This window comes from Gammaproteobacteria bacterium (genome assembly GCA_022450155.1).
Taxonomy (GTDB): domain Bacteria; phylum Pseudomonadota; class Gammaproteobacteria; order Arenicellales; family UBA868; genus REDSEA-S09-B13.
On sequence record JAKUQR010000002.1, the window covers coordinates 100,052 to 121,492 of the forward strand.

The window sequence follows — 21,441 nt, forward strand, 5'->3', positions numbered from 1 at the left end:
TTTTTACTATCGCAGTATATCTTCTGTTTATGTTAGTTCTCCCATAGGCGGGACTTTTCCATGACGTGGATCGATTGGTACCTTTTCAGCTAGGCCGCTCTCTGCTTCGAATAGTGCACCGGCGGCTAATAAGGCAGCCTCGCCTCGTGGCCGACCGATGAGTTGCAGACCGATTGGACGACCATACTGGTCAAAACCACAGGGCAGCGAAAGGGCGGGGGATGCGCTGATGGTTACCGCCGCGGTCAAAGTGGAGGCTGCCATATAGTGCTCCAGTTTGATACCGTCTATAGCCTCGGGATAACGTAGTTCGACATCAAAAGCCGGTGTGTTGGCGCCTGGAGTTACGATTAGATCGTACTGCGAAAACAAGTCGTTAAATTGCGTATATAACGCAGCACGGGCTCGTTCTGCCTTCGCCAGAGTAGGGATAGACTGCTCTAAACCTAGTTCGGTATTCCAAATAATATCCGGCTTTATTTGATCGCGATAGCGTTCCAGTTGTAATTCTCTATCAATGACGAATTCTTGCGAACGCAAGGCCAAAAACGTATCTTCCAGATCTTCCAAATCAATAGTAATTTCCTCTACCTTCGAACCTACGTTTTTAAAATGTCGCATGCTGTCACGACATATATTTTCAGTCTCTTGATCTACAGGTGAGCCTCCAATGGTTGCTGCAAAGGCTACCCTGTGAGGCCGCTGTGGTGCTGCCACAGCGCTACTGAACGATAAACGGGGCGCATCAAAGGTCATGGGATCCAGGTGGCAATATCCGGCCATGGTGTCCAAAAATAGTGCAACATCGGGGACATTACGTGCCATAGGCCCCTGTACCGACAAAGGCGAGAATAGTGTATCTACCGTACCTCTGGTAACCCTGCCCGGTGATGGGCGTAGGCCAACTACAGAACAATAGGTGGCCGGGCGCCTAAGGCTGCCACCATGATCGCTTCCTTGCGCCAACCACACTTCACCTGATGCTAGCGCGGCTGCCCCTCCGCCGGTAGAACCTGCAGGGGTCAGGGATGAATTCCACGGGTTGCGAGTCTTTCCGAACACCTCGTTAAAGGTAGAGCCGCCAGCGCCAAATTCTGGCGTGTTCGATTTGCCTAGGACGATTCCTCCCATATGTTCAATCCGTTCCACCAAAGGATGTGATCTTTCGGGGACATGATTTGCGAAAATTGGAGAACCATAGGTTGTGCGTACGCCTGCAACATCCACAAGATCCTTGATTGCAATGGGGAGACCGGCTAGCCAGCCAGCTTTGTGCTGTGCCTCACCACCAATTCCCGTCATCAGACGCTTGGCATCCGCCCGGGCGCGATCCAAGCATAGAGTAGGTAGGGCATTGATGGATGGTTCCACTTCGGCAATCCGAGCCTCAGCCGCGTCAATTAGATCCAACGGGGATAATTCCCCTGATTTCAAACGCTGGACTGCTTCACAAGCAGTTAAACGAAAGAGATCTTCCCTCAATTCGTTCCATTCCTCCCATCAAAACATATCGGACTCTACTACACCCCGACCAGCCCTACCGCTTGTGATAGAAGATAAATGGGAATATCTGTTCTACACTTACGGGAGCAATTGTTGAGTACTTAAGATGGTCTCGATCTTTCGTAAGCGATTATCTCGGGGTCGACCGGCGTATGCGGTAATTTCCTGCAGGTATATAAGTAAGCGTCTGGTTTAAACCAACTGGCATCATCGATGATTCCCACTCTTATTCCTCGCCGTTCCGGAAAGTGGGTGTTCAACGAAAACATCTGTGATCCACACGTTGGGCAAAACTCTTTGGTCATAGTGCTGCCCCGGTCACTCTTATGCTGATAGGAATGTGTCTGACCACTGATAGTTATGGTTTCTGCCAGAACAAAAACGAACGAACCATAGAGACTGCCACTCGAGCGGCGACAATCATCACAATGACAAGAGCCTTGGAATATAGGTTCAGCACTGCATTCAAAACTGACCGAGCCACACAAACAAATGACCGGTGATATTTAGCGTCATAACGGCCTCCTGTTCCCTTCCCGAGTTACGCTGTAATTCCGCCATCCACGGGAAACGCGGCGCCAGTGACGAAGGACGCCTCGTCCGACAGCAGGAACAACGCTGCGTTAGCGATTTCCTCGGGCCTGCCGGGCCGGCCCATCGGGGTCATGCCGCCCCGGGTGCGCACGAGCTCTTCCTTGTCCATGCCCTGAGTGCTCTGCTGATCTGGGCGTGCGACGAAGACCCGCAGCATTGGCGTGTCGATCGGACCTGGACAGACCGCGTTGATCCGGATGTTTTCCTGGGCATAACGCTTGGCCATGGCCTTTACGAAGCCGACGACGCCGAACTTGGCCATGGAATAGACTGGGCTAAACATCGAGCCGGTAAGGCCCGAGGATGAGGCGGTGAACAACAGGCTACCGCCGCCGCGTGCCCGCAGCTCTGGCAAAGCCGTCTCTGTAGTGATGAACACAGTGCGCAGATTGAGATCGACTGCCTGGTCCCAGTCCTTCATGTCAAGATCCTCGACCGCCGCCGGACCAGGATGACCAACATGGTTCCAGACGAAATCCAGTCCGTAGAAATGGTTGACAGTATTGCGGACGATCCGGCGTGAGTCTTCGTCCTTTGAAAGATCCGCGGTGATCCCCAGCGCCTTGCCACCGGCAGCTTCGATCTCCGCGACCACCGCTGCCACCGCGTCGGCGTCAATATCCACAACGCCGACCGATGCGCCTTCCTTGGCGAAGCGAATGGCGCCGGCCCGTCCCATGCCCGACCCCGCCGCCGTAACTAACCCGATCTTGCCTTCCATTCGCATGACGTTCTCCCAATTAAGTTTGTTGATTTTGTTAGTTAGCCCGCTAACCGGTCAACGCACATCCGAAAAAGGCTAATTTACAGCGCATTCTTACATCCAAACCCACCGCGCAGGGTTATTGTATTACCGCCCCCACGCACGCTTTTCAGACACCGAAATCCACCTTTGTACGTCCTATATTAGAGTTCTCTTATTCCCAACAGATCAGTGATGGCACTCAGGTTTGGTGTTTTCGAGTGTTGGATAATCGCCACATAACGTGTCCCATACCATTCTCTGGGGAAACCCAACGCGTCCTGCCCACTCTCAGCGATAATCCTTTGTCGGGACAACCATCCGGACTTAGTCCCCCCCATTTTTGTTGACAAACAACGAGAAACACTTGAATAATCTGACCACTAGGTAGAATTAATAGAGCCAATTTTCAATTGGCTTAAATGAAGATTTGTACTGAATTCGTCGAATTAAAAGCTAACGTTTACAAGGAGGATATTCATGGCTATAACTAATTCTCGCTCCAATAAGTTTTTGTCCAGTTTGGGGGTGGCCGCCGTACTACTGCTCACACAGCTTTTGTTCACTACCAACACTGCCCTTGCAAAGGAGAAAGTCACTATAGCGATTATTTCGTTTTCTCCATATGCGCCCTGGTACATTGTCAAAGAAAAGGATTTGGCAAAGAATATTGAGATCGACGTTCAGATCATCGACGACATCTCAGCAAAGAATGCGGGGTTAACCACAGGCTCTCTTCAATGCATGTTGAATACACTTGACACCGTAGTCGTGGCACGATCAGCTGGTCTTCCAATTAAACATATTGCCATACCCGCGATGTCCTATGGTCTTGACGAGATGGTTGTGACAAAAGAAATTTCCAGCATAGATGACTTTCCAGGAAAAACTTTTGGTGCCGACTACGGGTTCCTCAATCATATGTGGATGCTCCTGAATCTAAAAAGAGCGGGGATTGGATTTGACGAGTTGACTCACTCAATTATGATGCCCTGGGACAGTGCGGCTGCATTCGTTAGCGGCGGGTTAGATATCGACGTTAACTACATTCCTTTTTCAAAGCAGTCCCTGGAACTGCCCGGATCTCATGTACTGAAAACCAGTCTGTCGGACCGTACATGGGAAAGAGGGCTGATATCTGAGTCTATGGCATGCAATGAAGATTGGCTGGCGTCAAAGCCTGAGGTTGCTAAAGAGGTGCTTAGAGCCTGGTTTGAAGCCGTCAACTGGTGGAAAGCAAACCCAGAGGAAGGAAATGCGATCATAGCCAAAGCTCTTGACTGGCCAATTTCCGATGTGCAGCTGACCCAGTATGGCGCAGTCATGTTAAATCTTGATCAGAATCTCGGTGCCTTTGGTATTGGTGCTGGAAAACCTGTATGTGCTAGTCTTCCTGATGGCGCTGAAGTTCGCGAAATCCCCGCTGACTCGAGCGGCTGGGGTCAGGAATTATTTGGAGGTGCACCCGACTGTGTAGCGGGCTACGTCTACCCAACTTGGGATGTGTTCGGCAATATTTATAAAGAAGCTGGCGTAATAGATACCGCGGCTTCGACTGATATTGGAATCGACACCAGCATCCTTAAGGCACTTGATAGTGCGGGTTATACAGACACCTATAGTTCCAATCAATGGATTGGTCGCCTGGGCGAATAACACTCGTATCTGATTATTTGTTGTTTCAGACAGCAGGCTCCGGAGAATTACGCTCCGGAGTCCCTGCTGTCTTTTACAGCGGTTACTATGGAGTGTAGCGATTTCAACAATCGCTGAACTTTTCCTTCAGGAAATATTTGATCAAGTCTGAAAAATTAGCCAAAAAGATTTGTTAAGGCAATTTACCTATTAAACGGGAGTTGATTGTGTCAAATTCAAGTAAGGATGAATTTCGTGGTACAAGAAATCTCAGGCATTTGCAGCGAATTTCTCAGACAAAACAGGAAGAAGAGATTCAGCGCAATCTTGAACTTGGACTGGAAGCTGCTGAGTCAATTAATGATCGGAGTATCTCACTGTTTAGCCGCGGTCATCAGCCGGCGTTTGCAGGCATTAACACGTTTATGAAGGAACCCTACTGCGAAGACATCCGGCAAGTTGGGAACTTTGAGGCAGCATTTGTAGGAATACCATTTGACACAGGAACCACCTATCGACCCGGGACACGATTTGGCCCCCAGGCGGTGAGACGAATTTCAGCAGTCTACGATGGTTATTCCGTCGATGGGGGCATTGACCTGCCCGAAGAGCTTGATCTTTGTGATGCGGGAGACGTTTTTGTGATCCCTGGCAATATCGAAAAAACCTTCGACCAAGTTAGCAAAGCTGTATCCCATGTCTATACCTCTGGGGCTTTTCCTATACTCTGCGGCGGCGATCACAGTCTTGGTTATCCAAATGTTAGGGGGATTGCACCTCACATAGACGGTAACGTCGGCATCATACATATCGACCGGCATATAGATATGCAGGACATGGATATGGATGAACGGATGCATACGACGCCGTGGTTTTGGACAACGAATCATCATGAAAGTGTGGACCTTAGCTCATCTCATCATAACCACAGTCATATGCACGACGTTGGGCTTTCGAACTGTCCGCCAAAAAATCTAGTCCAGATGGGCATTGGAGGGTGGTATGGGTCCCGACCCGGTTCCAAGGTCGCTCATGAACGAGGCAGCAGCGTCCTGACGATGACCGATATAGAGCAGCTCGGCGCCAAAGGGGCTGCAGAAAGAGCTCTCGAGATCGCCTGGAAGAATGCAAAAGCTGTCTACCTGTCATTCGACATTGATTCCATAGACCCCGGCTTTGCACCCGGTACTGGTACACCGGAACCCGGTGGCCTGTATCCCCGAGAAGCATTGGAAATGGTACGACTGATCGCGCGTGAGGGCCTTTGTGGTATGGAAGTCGTTGAGGTCTCACCACCCTATGACGTAAATGACAACACTGCCCAACTTGCTTGCCGATTGATTCTCGATGTCCTCGGGACTATGGTCGTTGAGGGAAAACTGGGTCACCGAGACCGTGCGATGAAAGACCGTTGATGGAGACGTGCCGATGACAACCTTCATTTCCCTTCGGTCGAGCGCCGACGAAATGCGACTCTTATCTGGAGTATCAGGAATCTTTGTGTAAGGCCGTAATAATATTTTCCGGTGTCATAGGCATATCGACCCACATGCCGATGGCGTTATAAACCGCTTGTGCAATCGCAGGACCTGCTGCTGCTGCCGGCGCTTCACCAGCGCCGCGCGCACCAAACGGCCCAACGGGATCATAAGAATCGCCGTAAATGACTTCTCCATTCACCGGAAAATCCGCAGCACGGAGTAACTTGTAATCCAACAGATTGGCATTTTTGATCCGCCCAGTTTCTTCATCGAATACAAGACTTTCATAGATGGCAAAGCCTGCACCACAAATGGCGCCACCGATCATCTGATTTTTCATGACCTGAGGATTCATAATAGTCCCACTGTCTTGAGTGGCTAACCAGTCCAGTAGTTTGATCTCTCCGGTTTCTATATCGACTTCGAGATCGACAAAGTGGGCAGCAAAATGTCTCGCAAATGCACTGGATGGAGGCATCGGATATGTGGGTCTGCCAGTGATCGAGGAAGCCTGACCGAGCGCGTCTGCACTGCGAAAATGATTCAGAACGTCCTCGATCGAAATTTGTGGATCTTTCTTGTTGTTGTCCTTAAAAAGGATCATCCCATCTTTAACATCCAGTTCGCCGGGGTCGGAGCCAAAAAATTCACGAGCAGCAATTTCCAATAATTGCCTTTTTGCGTCCTTGCTCGCAGCCTGCGTTGCCCAACCAACTCTAAACATGGTGTTGCTAGCAAGCGATCCGTGACTCCATGGACATGAATCCGTGTCTCCAGTTTCGATCTCCACTTTATCAAAAGGAATTCCTAACTCTTCGGCGGCAACCTGCGCTTGTGTGGTCTCGCTACCTTGACCTTGCCGGCCAACTGCACAATAGACTTTTGCACTGCCGTCAGGGTTGATCCGGACGACTGCAGATACATTGCCCTCGAACTCAACACCACAAACGTGGGCGCCAGTTCCAACACCAACTGCGCGTCGCTTTGGTCCCTCTATGGAATATGGTTTCCCCCAACCATGCCATCTCCCCTCCCAGTTAAACGCTTGGGCGCCTTTGATTAGGATATCTTCTGTCGATCCACTCGAGAGATGAAACAGTTTTGGCCAGTCTTTTCTTTGCTCTTCCGGGATGCCGTCAAGATATTCGTCGATACTGCCTTTCAAATATCCTCTACTATGTTGCATCCTAAGCTCTTCCCCAGGCTTTATTTGGTTCTTGAGGCGAAACTCAACGGGATCCATATTTACCTGTATCGCACACATGTCAGCAAGGCGTTCGACACATGAACCTAGAGTAACGTCGCCAACGGCCCTCATACAACCAGCTGTAAGAAGGTTTGTATTGACACCGTGTATGGCGTAGTGCCCATGGTGCGCCCGGCCCCAGTTATCAACACAAAAGAATCCAACATCATCTTTGAAGCCGTATCCGCCGTTATCGATAATATGGTCGAAATCGGCTAAGGTGAGAGTGCCATCTTTTTTGCATCCCATGCGACCTCGAGAAATTTCCAAATGCCGCCGTTTGACAGTCGCCATGCACTCTTCATTGGTTAATTCGATCTTGACAGGTTTGCGTACTTTCTTCGCGAGCAGCACCGTAATCATCATGAAGTTCGCACTCCACCAGTTACCAAAAGAACTACCTGAGGGAAGTGCGTAAACACGAATCTTGCTCAACGGGATACCGAACGCTTCGTGGATTCCGTCTCGCAACTCAGAAGGAGTCTGTGAGGCTGTCCACATCGTGACCCGATCGTCGTTCCATTCGGCAATACACGCGTTTCGTCCTAGGGGCGCCATTTGTTGACTGGCAAACTTGATCTCACAGTTGAGCACAAAATCCGCTTCTTGTTCACCTTTGGCCACATCACCCCACTCGACGATATAAGGATCACGAACATTTCCCTCTTCTCGTATTTGAGGGGCATCCGGTTTCATCGCCTCTTCGGGATCAAATACGGAAGGTAATATTTCGTATTCAACTTCAATGAGTCCAAGTGCAGTTTCTGCTATCTCTTCGCTGGTTGCCGCTACAGCAGCCATGTCATCACCGAAAAAGCGTACGATTCCGTCTAACACTTTTCCGCGGTAGTTAAACCACGCGTTCTCCCAGTTTAGGTTGGGGGCATCGTTGTGGGTAACAACGCCAAGCACGCCTGGTAGCGCCTCGGCCTTACTGGTATTGATGTGTGTGATCCGGGCGTGTGCATGGGGACTTCTGAGTATCTTGCCGTGCACCATACCTTGCACTTTCACATCCACTGCAAACTTTAGTGTTCCAGTCACCTTCTCCCTGGCATCTTTGACTGGAACGCCTTTCCCAGCAATGGTAAAACTAGACGGATCTTTATAGCCAGTCTGTAGGGTTAAATTCTTCACGCTCCTGCCTCTTTATGAAATAGAGCGAAGTGGTTAATTCGCACGTTTTTGCTCTCTCAATTTTTTCGCGGCGCTAACTACAGACTTCACGATATAAGGATATGCGCCACATCGGCATATGTTACCGCTGATACCTATTGCTGCTTCCTCTTCAGTTGGATCTGGATTTTCATCCAGGAATGCTTTTGTTGCCATAATAAACCCTGGCGTGCAAAACGCACATTGGAATCCTTGCTCCTCGATATAAGCCTGTTGTATGGGGTGTAAATTATCAACCGTACCTAATCCTTCGATTGTAAGAACTTCTTTTCCCTCGGCCTGCATACCCAACACAAGACAAGCGGTTACTGGTTTACCGTCCATAATTACGGTGCATGATCCGCACTCGCCTTCATTGCAGGATACACGTACCCCATACAGATCCAATTGATCCCTTAACACGTCAGCAAGACTTTCGTGTGGCTTTATCTCAACCTCGAATACTCCGCCGTTTACAGTAAGTGTGGTCATAGCTGTTTCCGACTCAACTTCTTGAGCGACTCTTCGACAGCGCGACGCGTCAATACATTACACATATCTCTACGGTACTCTTTGCCTGCACGAACATCAGAGATTGGCGAAGCATCAGAGGCGGCCAACTGCCCCACCTCTTCTAGTAGGTCGTCATTGATGTCTGAAAGTATAGAGCCGATCAACTTTTGTTCGGCAACTCTCGATCGGATCGGCGTGGGAGCAACAGACCCGAGAGATATTCTAGCATCCGCGACCACCCCATTATTAGAAGAAATTGATACCGCAGAACTTATCAAAGCGATGTCGACAAAAGTCCGTGCTACCCGCTTATAACAAGCCTCCTTTGGGTACTCCGGGACAGGCACTTTGATCTCGATTAGCAACTCCTCATCGTTCAGGATTGTTTCGTTTACGCCCTGGAAGAAATGTTCCATTAACACTGTACGACTTCCGCCGCTACCCATGATAGTCACCTCGGAGTCGAGCGCCACGAACAATGGTGACAAATCGGCACCGGGAGAAGCATTACACATATTTCCACCAACGGTGCTGATGGTCCGGGTTTGTTTGGTACACATTAGGCGCGCTGTATACCCGATCACCTCCATTAATTGGTTCATCTTTGCAGCATGATCGAGATCATCCAGAGAAGCCATCGCTCCGATTCGCACACCATCTTGTTCGTTTTCTATATAGTTAAATTTCGGCACATAAGTCAGATCTATGCAGTAGTCGATATCGACTTCCCCGGCACGCCATTGCAGCATTAAATCTGTACCACCAGCCCAATACTTAGCTCGGTTTTTGTGTTGCGCTTTAAGCGCTATGGCTTCTTCGAAAGTACTGGGTCTTAGGTACTCAAAGGGTTTTTTCATCGTTTGATCCAGTAAAACGGTTAAACGATTTGAAGTTGAACATTACTAGTGAATCGTGGTGGAATTTTGTCTAGATTCTATTGTAGCAGTCTATTTATTGTTGGTGAATTGATGACTCTAGTTGAACGTCGCCACCATTTTATGCTCCAGTAGCCTGGACAGGTGGGCGAGAACTGCTACGAACAACCACTTCAAGACATTGGAACCCCAATAATGTCACTTTTATTGGTACCCAGTGTAGTAGCCATCGTGTGCAGAGTGCGCAGAACACGGATCGCTCGATTCCTCTTAATCGTCGATCAACGGTTCGCGTAACATCCGATTGGTGAGACTACGTCTTCTTAGGGTTAGGCGATAAATCAGCCACCAGTGGTACAGGTGTTAGCGAGTGTAATTGACGTGTCTTGTCGGGTAAACACCAACAAATCCTAGTTAACATTTCTTGCTCACATCAAATTAATTTGATATACCGTTGCTTGATCGTGACCAGATCGGGAGGGCTGGATGCCTAATAGCGAAGAAAAGATCGATAAGCAAAACGATCTTACCAATTTAACTGGAACCCTACGCCAGCGGAAAAGTTCATTTTTTGAACTGCGCGGGAATGTATCCCGCCGAGCTACTTTGGTACTCGGAATTTTGGGCGGTTTAGCCTTTTTTGGGATCTGGGAATTGGGCCATTTCCTTACCGCCGACGCGAGCAAGCGTTTCTTGCCATCCCCCCAAAAGGTAGTGTCCACGTTCTGGTATTTGTTGACGGAAAAGGGATACATCTACGATATTGTCAAGAGTTGTTATCGAATATACGGTAGCTTTTTTCTGGTCTGCGTCGTGGCGGTACCGCTAGGAATTTTGATGGGATGTTTTGCCAAGTTTCGCGCGTTGATCAATCCTACGATATCCGCTTCTCGATATCTCCCCGCGGCATCATTTATCCCGTTACTGCTCGTTTGGTTTGGTCCAACTGATACGCAGAAAATGGCCTTATTGTTTTTAGGGGTTATCTTCTTTCTTATTGCGTTGATACTGGACAATACCAAGGCCGTCCAGATTGAATTGGTGGAGGCGGCATTGACAATGGGCGCTGGTCGTCGTCGGGTTGTTTTAGGTGTTGTCGTGCCTGCGGTTGCACCAGCGATCATAGATTCCATGCGAAACATGATCGCCGTTGGATGGACTTATTTAGTAATAGCGGAAATCGTAGCGGCGACTGACGGTATTGGCGCGGTCATGATGCGTGCGGGCAGATTTCTAAAAGTAGATATCATTATGGCTGGCATTCTCACCATTGGTATTCTTGGAGTACTGACAGACTTGGCCTTCAGATTGCTTGCGCACTACGCGTTCCCATGGAATCGTGAACGTCGGAGTTAACAAACGTTTTCACCATGCCTAATATGGTTCACAATCACCAAATTGATGACAACGCCAATGCGGTCGTAATCCGTGTAAGTAATGTAACCCAACAGTATCTAAGCGGAAGTTTTACAGCTGTTGACAACATTTCACTAGAACTACGAAAAAACGAAATAGTGACTTTTATTGGACCATCGGGCTGTGGAAAAACGACGGTACTTCGAATGATTGCTGGGCTCGAATACCCAACTCAAGGAGAACTCTTTGCCTACGAGCAACCAATAGTTGGACCAGGACCAGATCGAGGAATGATATTTCAAGCCTATACGTCATTCCCATGGTTAACTACACGCCAGAACATCGAATATGGCATGAAAATAATGGGCGTAACGAGAGATGACAGACAGACCAGGACACAAGAATTTCTTGAGCTAGTACATCTTGAGAAATTTGCGGAGTCATACCCCGCTAGTCTGTCTGGTGGCATGAAGCAACGTGTTGCCATCGCTAGAACGCTGGCACAAAACCCCCAAGTTCTCCTTATGGACGAACCGTTTGGCGCACTTGACGCCCAGGTGCGTTGGGAAATGCAAGAAATGATGATTGACATTATCGGCCGGGAAAAAACAACGGTGATAACAGTCACTCACGATATTCAGGAGGCCATTTTCCTTGCTGATCGAATAATTTTCTTCACACGTAATCCGGGTCGGATCAAAGCAGATATTCCAGTGGCTTTCAAGGGGGGAAAACGAATTCCCAGGAAAGAAGATATGTTGGCTCTGCCAGGTTATGTTGATCTGGAGATGCAATTATTTGCGATGATGCGAGAGGAAATACAGTAAATGACGTAAACGAGCCTGGGTTCGTTCAACCACGGAAAGTGCCGACCTTACCTACGTTGGAATTCGAGGACATGCTTAGATTGATGACACTTGCTGCAGTCTAAGTGACAATAGTTTAAAAGATAAATGTCGGATTTAGGATGATGTGAATTCTGTGACCAGACTTGCAATCGTCTCAGCTATTCAGTCCAACCACGTAATTCAATTGTTTGCCAATCAGTTTGAGTCTTTCTGGGGCTACTTTCTCCGCGTTCAGAGTGACGTAACTCCTGGCAATCAAACAAAGAATACGACGTAAGCCACAGCGAGCAGAATCTGCACCCCAGACTGCTTGGTAGCAGGGATTTCTGGGTCTACCGGGCGATGCTCTAGACAATTCATTTTTTTCTACCAATCGAATCTCGTCATAGTGGGAAACAAACTGGCCTTCCTGGCCGACTTATGAAGTCTTGTTAGGTGGAGTTAACCACCAGGGCCGGACACGAATTTGTCCGCAAAGGAGCGATCGTAGTCACCACTTCTCAATGCGCGCAATCGCTCTTTCCAGCTCTCCAAGAAATGTGATTTGTTGCCTTTGGCTTCCAGGCGCTTGATGCGGAACTCCAGCGCCCCATGGAGTCGTCAATTGGCTTTTGCATGGATGGCGCTTTCCTCGGCAAATGGTAACCAACAAGCTAGACAATTGTTTGAAGCAATGAGGCGCTCTATGAGCACGAGCGATATTAATCGAGCATTACCCGTCTAGCGTCAAATCAGAAAGTTGTACGGGCAATGAATTTTGTCCTTACCCCTTACCCAAAGACGATTTCCGTTTAGTACCCTGTATCCAACTATTCTGCAAAATTTCCGAGCCACTCCCCACTACTAGAGACACTCCCCCTCGTTTTAAGGGGGTGGGGGTGCCGCATCCATCACGAGTGCTATCCGTGAACAAACAAAGACAATCAACAAGGTTATTAAGCATCTTCATGGAATTCCACACAGTACTGTTCGAATTGAAGAAAGACTGCCGCGCTCTTAACGCTTCTAGATAGGCGCGGCTATACTGTGCTGGCACCGAGTCCAAAACTGAATGCTCAATGCACTCACAATGAAATAGGGAGAAAGCATGATTTACAAAGTAGTTGTTTCCCAGTTCACCAAAATGCTGGGAAATCTTCTGGCCATCCTGGATGAGACCGCAAAGTATGCGGACGAGAAGAAGTTCGATGTCGAAGATCTCCTGCAATTCCGCCTGGCACCAGACCAGTTCAACCTGATGCGTCAGTTGCAGATCGCCTGTGATACGGCAAAGTTCGGTGCCGCCCGCCTGACGGATACCGAAAAGAGCGCTCCGGAACATGTCGATTCCGAGAAGACTTTGAGCGAGATTAAGGCGCGCATCGAAAGCGTTATCTCATATCTGGGTGGCTTCTCACCCGAGGACTTTGCAGACTCTGTAGAGCAGCGGATCACCCAGCCTCGCTGGAAAGGAAAGTCGCTTTCGGGTCAGGAATACCTGATCCAGCATCTAGCCCCGAACTTCTACTTCCACATAACAACGGCCTACGCGATCCTGCGTCACAACGGCGTCAACATCGGCAAGAAGATCTACCTGGGGGCCTTGCCCTATCGCGAGGCAACGTGACGGGGTCGATTGCCCTACTTCTTCTTTAGCCGCCTCTCATATCCTCGGCGATCTCCGATGTGTCGTGGCCGTCCCGGTTTAGCAGACTTCTGAGATGCTCCCGTGTGGATTCGATGTCGTCCTGAATCACTTCGTGATCAGCCATTACCTTGCGCAGTGAAATCTGGTAGGCGACCCCTTGTTGGTGAGGTCGGAGTAGATGCGCTCCGCAATCTCCTGGGTATCGGGCCTGACGTAATCGGTGAAACTGGTGGCTATGGGTGGGATCGAACAAATCTGTAAGAGATTGAAATAGTGAATGTAATCTTACGACGGCCATATTGTTACCGTCAAAGCTACCGTCTGAAGTGCGGGATTTAGTTGGTCGGGGTTGGACCAGAGCACATTAGAAGAGATGATCTAGGTCAAATAGCGTGAGGATTGCCCACCGATCCCGCGTGTATGTGACTGAATGAGACTCAGATGGACTGGAGAGAACTCTTGTCGGTCACATTCTGGTTACACTGTTTGTGTCGAAAGGGCCCTCGATTTAGAGCATCTGACTTTTAATCAGGTGGTCGCAGGTTCGATCCCTGCACGGCCCACCAATAAATCAAAGACTTAGGGAGTCTTTTAGAAAACTCATTGTCCAATTGAACCGTTCATAAAACTGGTACGGAAACCTGTGGACTTCAATTACATCATTATTGGCGGTGGCACAGCCGGCTGCGTGCTGGCCAATCGCCTATCGGCGGATTCGGATGTGTCAGTAGTGCTGCTGGAGGCGGGCGGTAAGGACGATTATTTCTGGATCGATATTCCGGTCGGTTATCTCTACACCATCGGTAACCCACGTACCGATTGGTGCTATCAGACCGAACCTGCTCCGGGACTGAATGGCCGTGCTATCGGTTACGCACGCGGCAAGGTTCTGGGTGGCTGCTCCTCGATCAACGCCATGATCTATATGCGTGGCCAGAGCAGCGATTACGATCACTGGGCGCAGTTAGGCAACCGGGGTTGGTCGTGGGATGACGTGCTACCGGTTTTCAAGCGCTCGGAAAACTATCAGCATGGTGCGGATGCGTTTCATGGCGACGGTGGAGAGCTGCGCGTCGAAGAGCGGCGTGTCGACTGGGAAATTCTTGACGCCTGGCGCGACGCGGCCGAGGCCTGCGGGATACCCAAGATCGACGAGTTCAACCGAGGAAACAATTTCGGTAATGCTTACTTCCAGATGAACCAGCGGCGGGGAATTCGCTGGAGCGCCACCAAGGCATTCCTACGACCCGTACAGTCTAGATCGAACCTTACGGTGATCACCAATGCCCACGTGCGGCGGCTATTGATCGATGTCAGTAATGAAGGTAACCGTGCGACGGGTGTCGAAGTAGAGGTTACAGGCAACGGTGTCCAACAAATTTACGCCCGCCACGAGGTCATTCTAGCTGCAGGCGCAATCGGATCACCGCAGATCCTACAGCTTTCCGGCATCGGTCCCGGCCCACTGTTACAGGATATCGGAATCCCGGTCGTACAGGACATTTCTGGTGTCGGCGAGGGCTTACACGACCACCTGCAGGTGCGAATGGTCTACAAGGTCGAAAACACGGTCACGCTAAATCAGCGGGCGAACTCGCTGCTAGGAAAGATTGCCATGGGCCTCGAATACCTATTTCTAAAAACGGGACCTCTAACCATGCCCCCCTCACAACTTGGCGCTTTTGCAAAGAGCGATCCTGACCAGCGCTCAGCCAACATCGAGTGGCATGTGCAGCCCCTCTCGCTAGACAAGTTCGGTGATCCACTACATGAGTTCAATGCGATTACACCGTCGGTATGTAACCTGCGGCCCACTAGCCGGGGATACGTCCGGATCAAGACGACAGACCCTCACGACTATCCCGCGATTCAGTTGAACTATCTATCTACCGATGAAGATCGCGAAGTCACGATTGCCGGTATGCGTTACACCCGCCGCATAATGCACGCCGCGCCCTTGGCCGGGTTCAACCCACAGGAATGGAAACCGGGTCCCAGCCTCGAATCCGATGATGAGCTCCTCCATGCGGCAGGTGACCTCGCGACGACGATCTTTCATCCGGTGGGTTCATGCAAGATGGGACACGACGAGATGGCGGTTGTGGACGATCGACTTGCCGTTCACGGTGTTCGAAACCTGCGCGTAGTCGACGCATCGGTCATGCCGCACATTACTTCAGGTAACACCAACGCGCCCACCGTGATGATCGCCGAGAAAGGTGCCGAATTCATTCGAGAAGATGCTGGGCGTTAGGTCAGTTCCGCGACTTAAGATCAATCATGGAAGGCCGAGTATCTCGTTGCAGGTGTGATTACTGAGATAAAGGCAGATGTATGTTATCCACTTATAGGTTGGGGCGATTACAGCACTGTTAAAGGTAAGGGATCGATTAAAGTCGAGTGGCAGATCTACTCTCGCTTGAATAGAGAAGTTGTACACCGAGTAACTACATTTGGTGCTAGCCAGATAAGCGCAAGCGACGATGCAGAGGCATATGACATCTTGCTAGGCGCATTCGCTCAGGCAACACATAACTTGTTGGCTGACCAAGGTTTTCATAACCTTGTCATGGGTCACGTCGAGAAGAAGGATGCTCAGATTGCCGACTCATCAATAGTTATAAGGTCTCCAGTAGTGTCTAAGAAGTCGATTCAAAACAAATTGAATGATATACGGGCTGCGACTGTGGTTATTAATGCTGGCGAAGGTCATGGCAGTGGAGCTATTGTTGGTTCCGATGGATATGTTTTAACAAATGTACATGTAGTTCGCGGTGCAAAGTTCGTAAAGGTAGGAATTGCAACTGGCCGAGAGATATTGGGAGAAGTAATTCGTATTAATAAGCGACGAGATGTTGCGCTCGTCAAAGTGGAAGAGAAAAACTTACCCGCAATTGCTATTGAGTTTAGTGAGCCGGCTATTGGTCATGACGTGTATGCCATTGGAGCTCCGTTGGAGGGGAGTCTGAGTACAACGGTGTCAAAAGGTATTGTTAGCGCGTATAGAGATCGCGATGGTCTTAAGCACATTCAGAGCGATGTCAATATTCAACTGGGTAGTAGTGGTGGACCACTACTAAATCAGAACGGAAATTTGGTTGGAATAGCCCAATCTGGGATAGTTTTTGATGGAGCATCGACCGGGTTGAATTTTTTCATCCCAATCAGAGATGCACTTCGATTTCTCAATATTCAGCTTAAGTACCAAAATTAATATCTTCGAAACATATAGAGGTGCCTAGCCTTGTCACACTGTGTATAACTATTACGACAGAGGGAGCACCTCAGATAGCAATTGACGTTACGCAGATCGTTGATTGTTCACCAGTTAGCGCATATCCATAGGGAGCGCTCTGCCTTCACACGGCATGGGTCGCTAGTTCAAATCCAGCCCCGCCCACCATATTTTCCTGTGTTTACAGGACTTTGTGCGGATTCTAACGTCTGCTTCAACTGTGACTCAGTGGTCAACGTGACCAAAAGGGCTTCGGCCTAAATAATCTCTGGTTTCTTCGTAAGCACCCTCCTACTCCGAACGTCTGAGGCAGTCAGTGTAGCCGTTAAGAGTTAATATTCCGGTCACGCCCGTAGGGCATGATCAACACCATAACAGAGGCAGGTAGGATGGGAAGTAAACCCAAACTCGGATTTCTTGGTCTTGGCCTGATGGGCTCACAAATGACCAAACGCCTGATCAAGAACGGCTATCAGGTCACCGGCTTCGATCCAGACCCCGACAAGATGATCGGGGCTGTGGCGAATGGCGTAATCGCCGCCGCATCCCCTGCCGAAGTGGCGCGGGCCAGCGATATCGTCCAAGCCTGCGTCATCAACACGCCGGCCCTGACCGAGGCCATGTTCGGACCGGCCGGTATCATTGAAGGTGGCGGTGCGGATAAAATCTTTCTCGATCACTCGACCACCATCGCTGATAAAACACGCGAACTGGCCGCTCGTTTAAGGGAAAAAACGGGTATGCGCTGGGTCGATGCACCGGTCTCGGGCGGACCGCCTGCTGCCGAAACGGGCGAGTTGGCAATCATGGTCGGAGGCAACGATGATGACGTAATTCAGGTCCAACCCGTGCTCGATACGCTGGGCCACAACACCCACATGGGGCCACTCGGCACAGGACAGGTGACCAAGATGGTCAATCAGGTTCTGGTGCTGAACAATTTCACACTCCTGGCGGAGGCTGTGACCTTGGCGAAAAATGCCGGGATCGATCCGGCCAAGGTGCCGGAGGCACTCAAGGGCGGCTATGCTGACAGCCCGATGTTCCAGCGATTTTTCCCACGCATGATTGAGCGTGACTTCGACCCGGCGGGTTACGCACGCCAGGTCCTGAAGGATCTCGACATGGTCGTCGACTTGGCCCAACAAACCAACACCCCGGTACCGATGTCCAGCCAATCGGCTGCGCTGTACCGTGTTCTGATAGCCAAGGGCCACAGTGAACTCGACGCCACCGCCATCCTCAAGATCTACGACGATCAGACGTTGTAGACCTTAGAGGCGATAGATGCGCGTTGGTCGATGGACTGCATATAGGTTGAGTGTGACCAAAACGTGACCGACACCAGTCCACTCGAGTCCATTCCAGTCACATTCGCGCGGGATCGGTGTGCGTAAGTGACTGATCTAATGAAACGCAATCCTCCTGCTGAATTAGGCATTCAGGGTGATAAAGGCACCACTTGCGCGGCGGTGCGGAGACTCCTTCTCTGCGGCTAGTGTTTCCCTACAAAAGGTTCTTATTCTCCCTCACAGTTTGGATTGGAAACTGCCGGGTGGGTCGGGTCAGGGTCTCATCAAAGGGTGCATCAATGGTCAAACCAAGCAGTTCTAGGATGCTTCCTCTATAACAACGACTCTCTATACTATGTGAGTGCAACAATCTCTTCATGTTGGTCGCGCCCGACAATTTATGGTCGGATTGTAGGTATCATTCCATCGATTTCAAGGTGATTCCTTAGGTGAGCGATGGCTCATGTTGCTCAATCCTCCCTCCGATGGAGTGGGTTAGTTTTGGGGCTACCGCCCTCCGGTAGCCCTATTTTTTTAACAATTTCAGTCCACTGCTTGAGTGAAATATTCCTGGAAACAATGTAACTTGTGAGTAAACACTACCAAATCGCGATTCTAGGTGCCACTTACGGATCGCTCCTTTCAACCAAGTTGTTGTTGGGCGGTCACGATGTCACCTTGGTAGGCCTGCCAGATGAAGTTGAACTGATCAACCGTGAAGGCACGCGGGTACGTATTCCCGTCAAAGGCCAAGACCAGCTACTTGAAATCGACTCACGAGTGCTATCTGGGGAGCTTAGGGCTCTCGCTCCGGAGGCGGTTGCGGCTGTTGACTACGACCTTATTGTGCTCGCCATGCAAGAGCCACAGTACGCACAGGCGAGCATCCGAGCGTTACTCGAGAAAGTCGCCCATAGCGAAACACCGTGCTTGTCCATCATGAATATGCCGCCGTTGCCTTATCTGGCTCGAATTCCAGGATTTCCGCTAGAAGCCTGCCGCCATTGTTACACTGACGCTTCGATATGGGACGCCTTCGATCCTGCTCTTATCACGCTGTGCAGTCCCGATCCCCAAGCCTATCGACCGCCTGATGTAGCACTGAACGTACTTCAAGTCGGTTTGCCGACTAATTTCAAAGCGGCGAGGTTTGATTCTGAACATCACACTGCCATTTTGCGACAACTTGAAGCTGATATCAGCACAGCCCGCTACGACACCGAGCATGGCCCAATAGAAGTACCTGTCAAATTAAAAGTTCACGATTCGGTCTTTGTGCCGCTGGCCAAGTGGTGCATGCTGTTGGCAGGAAACTATCGCTGCATCCAAAAGGAGAACATGCGGTCAATTAAGGAGGCCGTTCATAATGACCTTGAAGAGTCCAGGCGGATTTATCAGTTAGTTATGGATCTTTGTATGACTCTCGGCGCCAAGGAAGAGGATCTCGTGCCTTTTGAAAAGTACGCCCACGCGGCAAAGTCACTCAAAAACCCCTCATCTGCTGCCAGAGCACTATTTAGCGGCGCACCCAATATCGAACGGGTCGATCTCCTGGTTCAGACCATTGCAGCAAAACAAAACCGACACGATTTTGCTATCGACGAGATTGTGGAGTTCGTCAATCACCGTTTGGAAATCAATCGACACGATGACTAATTCGATCTTGTGTATAGATGAATCTGGATTGATCAATATTGAACAAATGGAAGACAAACCTGGGTCGGGCCATTAGAAGATCCGGGGGGATAGAGTTTCTTTGGGAAAGGCCAATGACGCTGGCTCTGCTGATACTGGCACTGGTTCTGCTTCTTGCGCCCTACTTACTCGACAAACTGAAGATTCGTGACCGATTGTTGTCGAACTAGTTTTCTATTGATCTAAGTCGGACTAAGGATTCCTTTTCGATCAGATCACTGTGACCATAATGTGACCGAAAATTGTCCACTCGAGTCCATATGAGTTACTTCCAGTCACTTTCGCGTGGGATCGTCATCTATATCAGTTGGGCAAAGCACTCGCTGCATCTTCTACTATGCCCAAAGTTTTAGCTATATCGTCATCCGTCAGCGCGAGAGATATGTAGAACTTCCCAGGAATTTTGAGGATTCTGTTTTTCCTCAGAGTGGAATTAAAATGAGCTGCTTTGTCCTTGTTTCCCAACAACACCTCCCGATAATTCTCCACAGATCCAGAGGAAAACACTACGTCGAATAATGTAGGATGACCTATGCTTTGGGCCGAATGGCCCGCCGCTTTTAAACAACGAACAAAGCCTTGCATTAAAGTTTGGCCTGTTCTCTCTAGTTTCTCGTATTGGCCTGGGCGCTGTAGAATTTCAAGAGTTTTTAGCCCCGCAGCAACAGCCAGTGGATTACCACTTAGCGTTCCAACTTGCATAACAGATTGACCCGCACCAACTTTATTTTTATCGAAATGTGCCATGATGTCGGACCGACCAGCAATAGCCGCAAGTGGTAAACCACCCCCTATAATTTTCCCTAGAGTACATAAATCTGGTACTACATCATAAACCGATTGAGCACCGCCGTAAGAAAATCGAAAACCGGTCACAATTTCGTCGAAAATTAGAACAATGCCATACCGTGAACACTCCTCGCGGAGAGTCTCAAGAAAACCAGGGGCCGGTGGAATAATACGTTGGAAAGGTTCGACAATAATGCCGGCAATTTGGTCAGCATATTTCGATATTAACGAACGTGTGAATTCAGCATCATTAAATGGCGCTATAAGCACCTCACGTCGCACAGATTCGGGAATACCCGCTGAGTCAGCTACTGCTACAGGAAAGTCGGCCAGACTTCTTGGCGCGAGACTCATCTGGGCCTCTGCGGACATACCATGGAACCCACCTTCAAATTTCACAATTTTGTCTCGGTGAGTAAAAGCACGGGCCAAGCGCATCGCGTACATGTCAGCTTCGGTGCCAGTTGAAACATATCTTACTTGTTCCGCGCAGGGAACAGCTTTACAAATTTCTTCTGCAAGTTCGATGCTAGCCGCATTCTGAGCAAAGAAAGTCATACCCTTTGAAAGCTGCTCAGCAACTGCTTCCAAGACTTCTGGATGTCCATGCCCAAGAATCATTGGTCCAGAGCCAATCAAATAATCTATGTACTCGTTACCATCTTCATCCCAAACTCTTGACCCCCGACCTTCTCGGATGACAACATCGGGATGAAAATCACCCAATCCACCACCCGGCATGACTTGGCGGGCACGAAAAAGAATATCTTGTTGCTTCATAAATCCCTTCTATTCAATGCAATATCGTTGTAATTGCGACTGAAGAATTCTAATGTTCTTGGCTCCGGGAGAAGC

At 49.6% G+C, this 21,441-nt stretch carries 15 protein-coding genes; 9 read left to right on the top strand and 6 right to left on the bottom strand.

Annotation, left to right across the window (positions count from 1 at the left end; translation table 11 throughout):
* Nucleotides 1–27: 27 nt before the first annotated feature.
* Together MK323_01385 and MK323_01390 are read right to left on the bottom strand one after the other, a co-directional pair.
* Nucleotides 28–1,482: an amidase family protein gene (locus tag MK323_01385; protein MCH2480819.1), complete on the bottom strand. Its 1,455-nt coding sequence runs from the start codon at nt 1,480–1,482 to the stop codon at nt 28–30.
* Nucleotides 1,483–2,044: 562 nt separating this feature from the next.
* Nucleotides 2,045–2,824 (bottom strand): SDR family oxidoreductase, encoded by a 780-nt coding sequence (locus tag MK323_01390; protein MCH2480820.1) that lies wholly within the window; start codon nt 2,822–2,824, stop codon nt 2,045–2,047.
* A 495-nt stretch (nt 2,825–3,319) separates the two neighbouring features.
* On the opposite strand from MK323_01390, the gene MK323_01395 reads away from it, so the two are divergent.
* Together MK323_01395 and MK323_01400 are read left to right on the top strand one after the other, a co-directional pair.
* Nucleotides 3,320–4,495 carry an ABC transporter substrate-binding protein gene (locus MK323_01395; protein ID MCH2480821.1) on the top strand — a complete coding sequence of 392 codons (1,176 nt, stop codon included), beginning with the start codon at nt 3,320–3,322 and terminating at the stop codon, nt 4,493–4,495.
* 257 nt (nt 4,496–4,752) lie between these two features.
* Nucleotides 4,753–5,889, top strand: coding sequence for an agmatinase family protein (locus MK323_01400; GenBank protein ID MCH2480822.1), 1,137 nt, complete (start codon nt 4,753–4,755; stop codon nt 5,887–5,889).
* Nucleotides 5,890–5,962: 73 nt separating this feature from the next.
* Here the strand turns inward: MK323_01400 and MK323_01405 are convergent, their stop codons facing one another.
* Genes MK323_01405 through MK323_01415 form a run of 3 tightly spaced genes read right to left on the bottom strand, consistent with a single transcriptional unit; the run spans nt 5,963 to nt 9,726 of the window.
* A complete protein-coding gene (locus MK323_01405) occupies nt 5,963–8,338 on the bottom strand; it encodes a xanthine dehydrogenase family protein molybdopterin-binding subunit (GenBank protein ID MCH2480823.1) in 2,376 nt (791 codons plus the stop codon).
* A 33-nt stretch (nt 8,339–8,371) separates the two neighbouring features.
* A complete protein-coding gene (locus MK323_01410; GenBank protein MCH2480824.1) occupies nt 8,372–8,848 on the bottom strand; it encodes a (2Fe-2S)-binding protein in 477 nt (158 codons plus the stop codon).
* Nucleotides 8,845–9,726: a xanthine dehydrogenase family protein subunit M gene (locus MK323_01415; protein ID MCH2480825.1), complete on the bottom strand. Its 882-nt coding sequence runs from the start codon at nt 9,724–9,726 to the stop codon at nt 8,845–8,847. Before MK323_01415 ends, MK323_01410 begins: the two co-directional genes overlap by 4 nt.
* 504 nt (nt 9,727–10,230) lie before the next feature.
* Here MK323_01415 and MK323_01420 point away from each other — a divergent pair.
* The 7 genes from MK323_01420 to MK323_01450 all read left to right on the top strand — a co-directional run bounded on the left by MK323_01420 (nt 10,231) and on the right by MK323_01450 (nt 19,758).
* On the top strand, nt 10,231–11,100 hold the full coding sequence (locus MK323_01420; protein ID MCH2480826.1) for an ABC transporter permease: 870 nt from the start codon (nt 10,231–10,233) through the stop codon (nt 11,098–11,100).
* Nucleotides 11,101–11,114: 14 nt separating this feature from the next.
* On the top strand, nt 11,115–11,927 hold the full coding sequence (locus MK323_01425) for an ABC transporter ATP-binding protein (GenBank protein ID MCH2480827.1): 813 nt from the start codon (nt 11,115–11,117) through the stop codon (nt 11,925–11,927).
* A 1,108-nt stretch (nt 11,928–13,035) separates the two neighbouring features.
* Nucleotides 13,036–13,554 (top strand): DUF1993 domain-containing protein, encoded by a 519-nt coding sequence (locus MK323_01430; protein ID MCH2480828.1) that lies wholly within the window; start codon nt 13,036–13,038, stop codon nt 13,552–13,554.
* A 664-nt stretch (nt 13,555–14,218) separates the two neighbouring features.
* Nucleotides 14,219–15,829 carry a GMC family oxidoreductase N-terminal domain-containing protein gene (locus tag MK323_01435; protein ID MCH2480829.1) on the top strand — a complete coding sequence of 537 codons (1,611 nt, stop codon included), beginning with the start codon at nt 14,219–14,221 and terminating at the stop codon, nt 15,827–15,829.
* A gap of 54 nt (nt 15,830–15,883) precedes the next feature.
* Complete coding sequence (locus tag MK323_01440) at nt 15,884–16,789, top strand: S1C family serine protease (GenBank protein MCH2480830.1); 906 nt, start codon at nt 15,884–15,886, stop codon at nt 16,787–16,789.
* Nucleotides 16,790–17,199: 410 nt separating this feature from the next.
* Complete coding sequence (locus MK323_01445) at nt 17,200–18,081, top strand: NAD(P)-dependent oxidoreductase (GenBank protein ID MCH2480831.1); 882 nt, start codon at nt 17,200–17,202, stop codon at nt 18,079–18,081.
* 609 nt (nt 18,082–18,690) lie between these two features.
* A complete protein-coding gene (locus tag MK323_01450) occupies nt 18,691–19,758 on the top strand; it encodes a 2-dehydropantoate 2-reductase (GenBank protein ID MCH2480832.1) in 1,068 nt (355 codons plus the stop codon).
* 342 nt (nt 19,759–20,100) lie between these two features.
* Here MK323_01450 and MK323_01455 read toward each other — a convergent pair whose 3' ends face one another.
* A complete protein-coding gene (locus tag MK323_01455; GenBank protein MCH2480833.1) occupies nt 20,101–21,366 on the bottom strand; it encodes an aminotransferase class III-fold pyridoxal phosphate-dependent enzyme in 1,266 nt (421 codons plus the stop codon).
* Between the last annotated feature and the right edge of the window lie 75 nt (nt 21,367–21,441).

Coding starts and splice junctions, on each gene's coding strand:
- MK323_01390 (MCH2480820.1), bottom strand. CDS start 2,824: ATGCGAATGGAAGGCAAGATCGGGTTAGTTACGGCGGCGGGGTCGGGC.
- MK323_01395 (MCH2480821.1), top strand. CDS start 3,320: ATGGCTATAACTAATTCTCGCTCCAATAAGTTTTTGTCCAGTTTGGGG.
- MK323_01410 (MCH2480824.1), bottom strand. CDS start 8,848: ATGACCACACTTACTGTAAACGGCGGAGTATTCGAGGTTGAGATAAAG.
- MK323_01415 (MCH2480825.1), bottom strand. CDS start 9,726: ATGAAAAAACCCTTTGAGTACCTAAGACCCAGTACTTTCGAAGAAGCC.
- MK323_01420 (MCH2480826.1), top strand. CDS start 10,231: ATGCCTAATAGCGAAGAAAAGATCGATAAGCAAAACGATCTTACCAAT.
- MK323_01425 (MCH2480827.1), top strand. CDS start 11,115: ATGCCTAATATGGTTCACAATCACCAAATTGATGACAACGCCAATGCG.
- MK323_01430 (MCH2480828.1), top strand. CDS start 13,036: ATGATTTACAAAGTAGTTGTTTCCCAGTTCACCAAAATGCTGGGAAAT.
- MK323_01445 (MCH2480831.1), top strand. CDS start 17,200: ATGGGAAGTAAACCCAAACTCGGATTTCTTGGTCTTGGCCTGATGGGC.
- MK323_01455 (MCH2480833.1), bottom strand. CDS start 21,366: ATGAAGCAACAAGATATTCTTTTTCGTGCCCGCCAAGTCATGCCGGGT.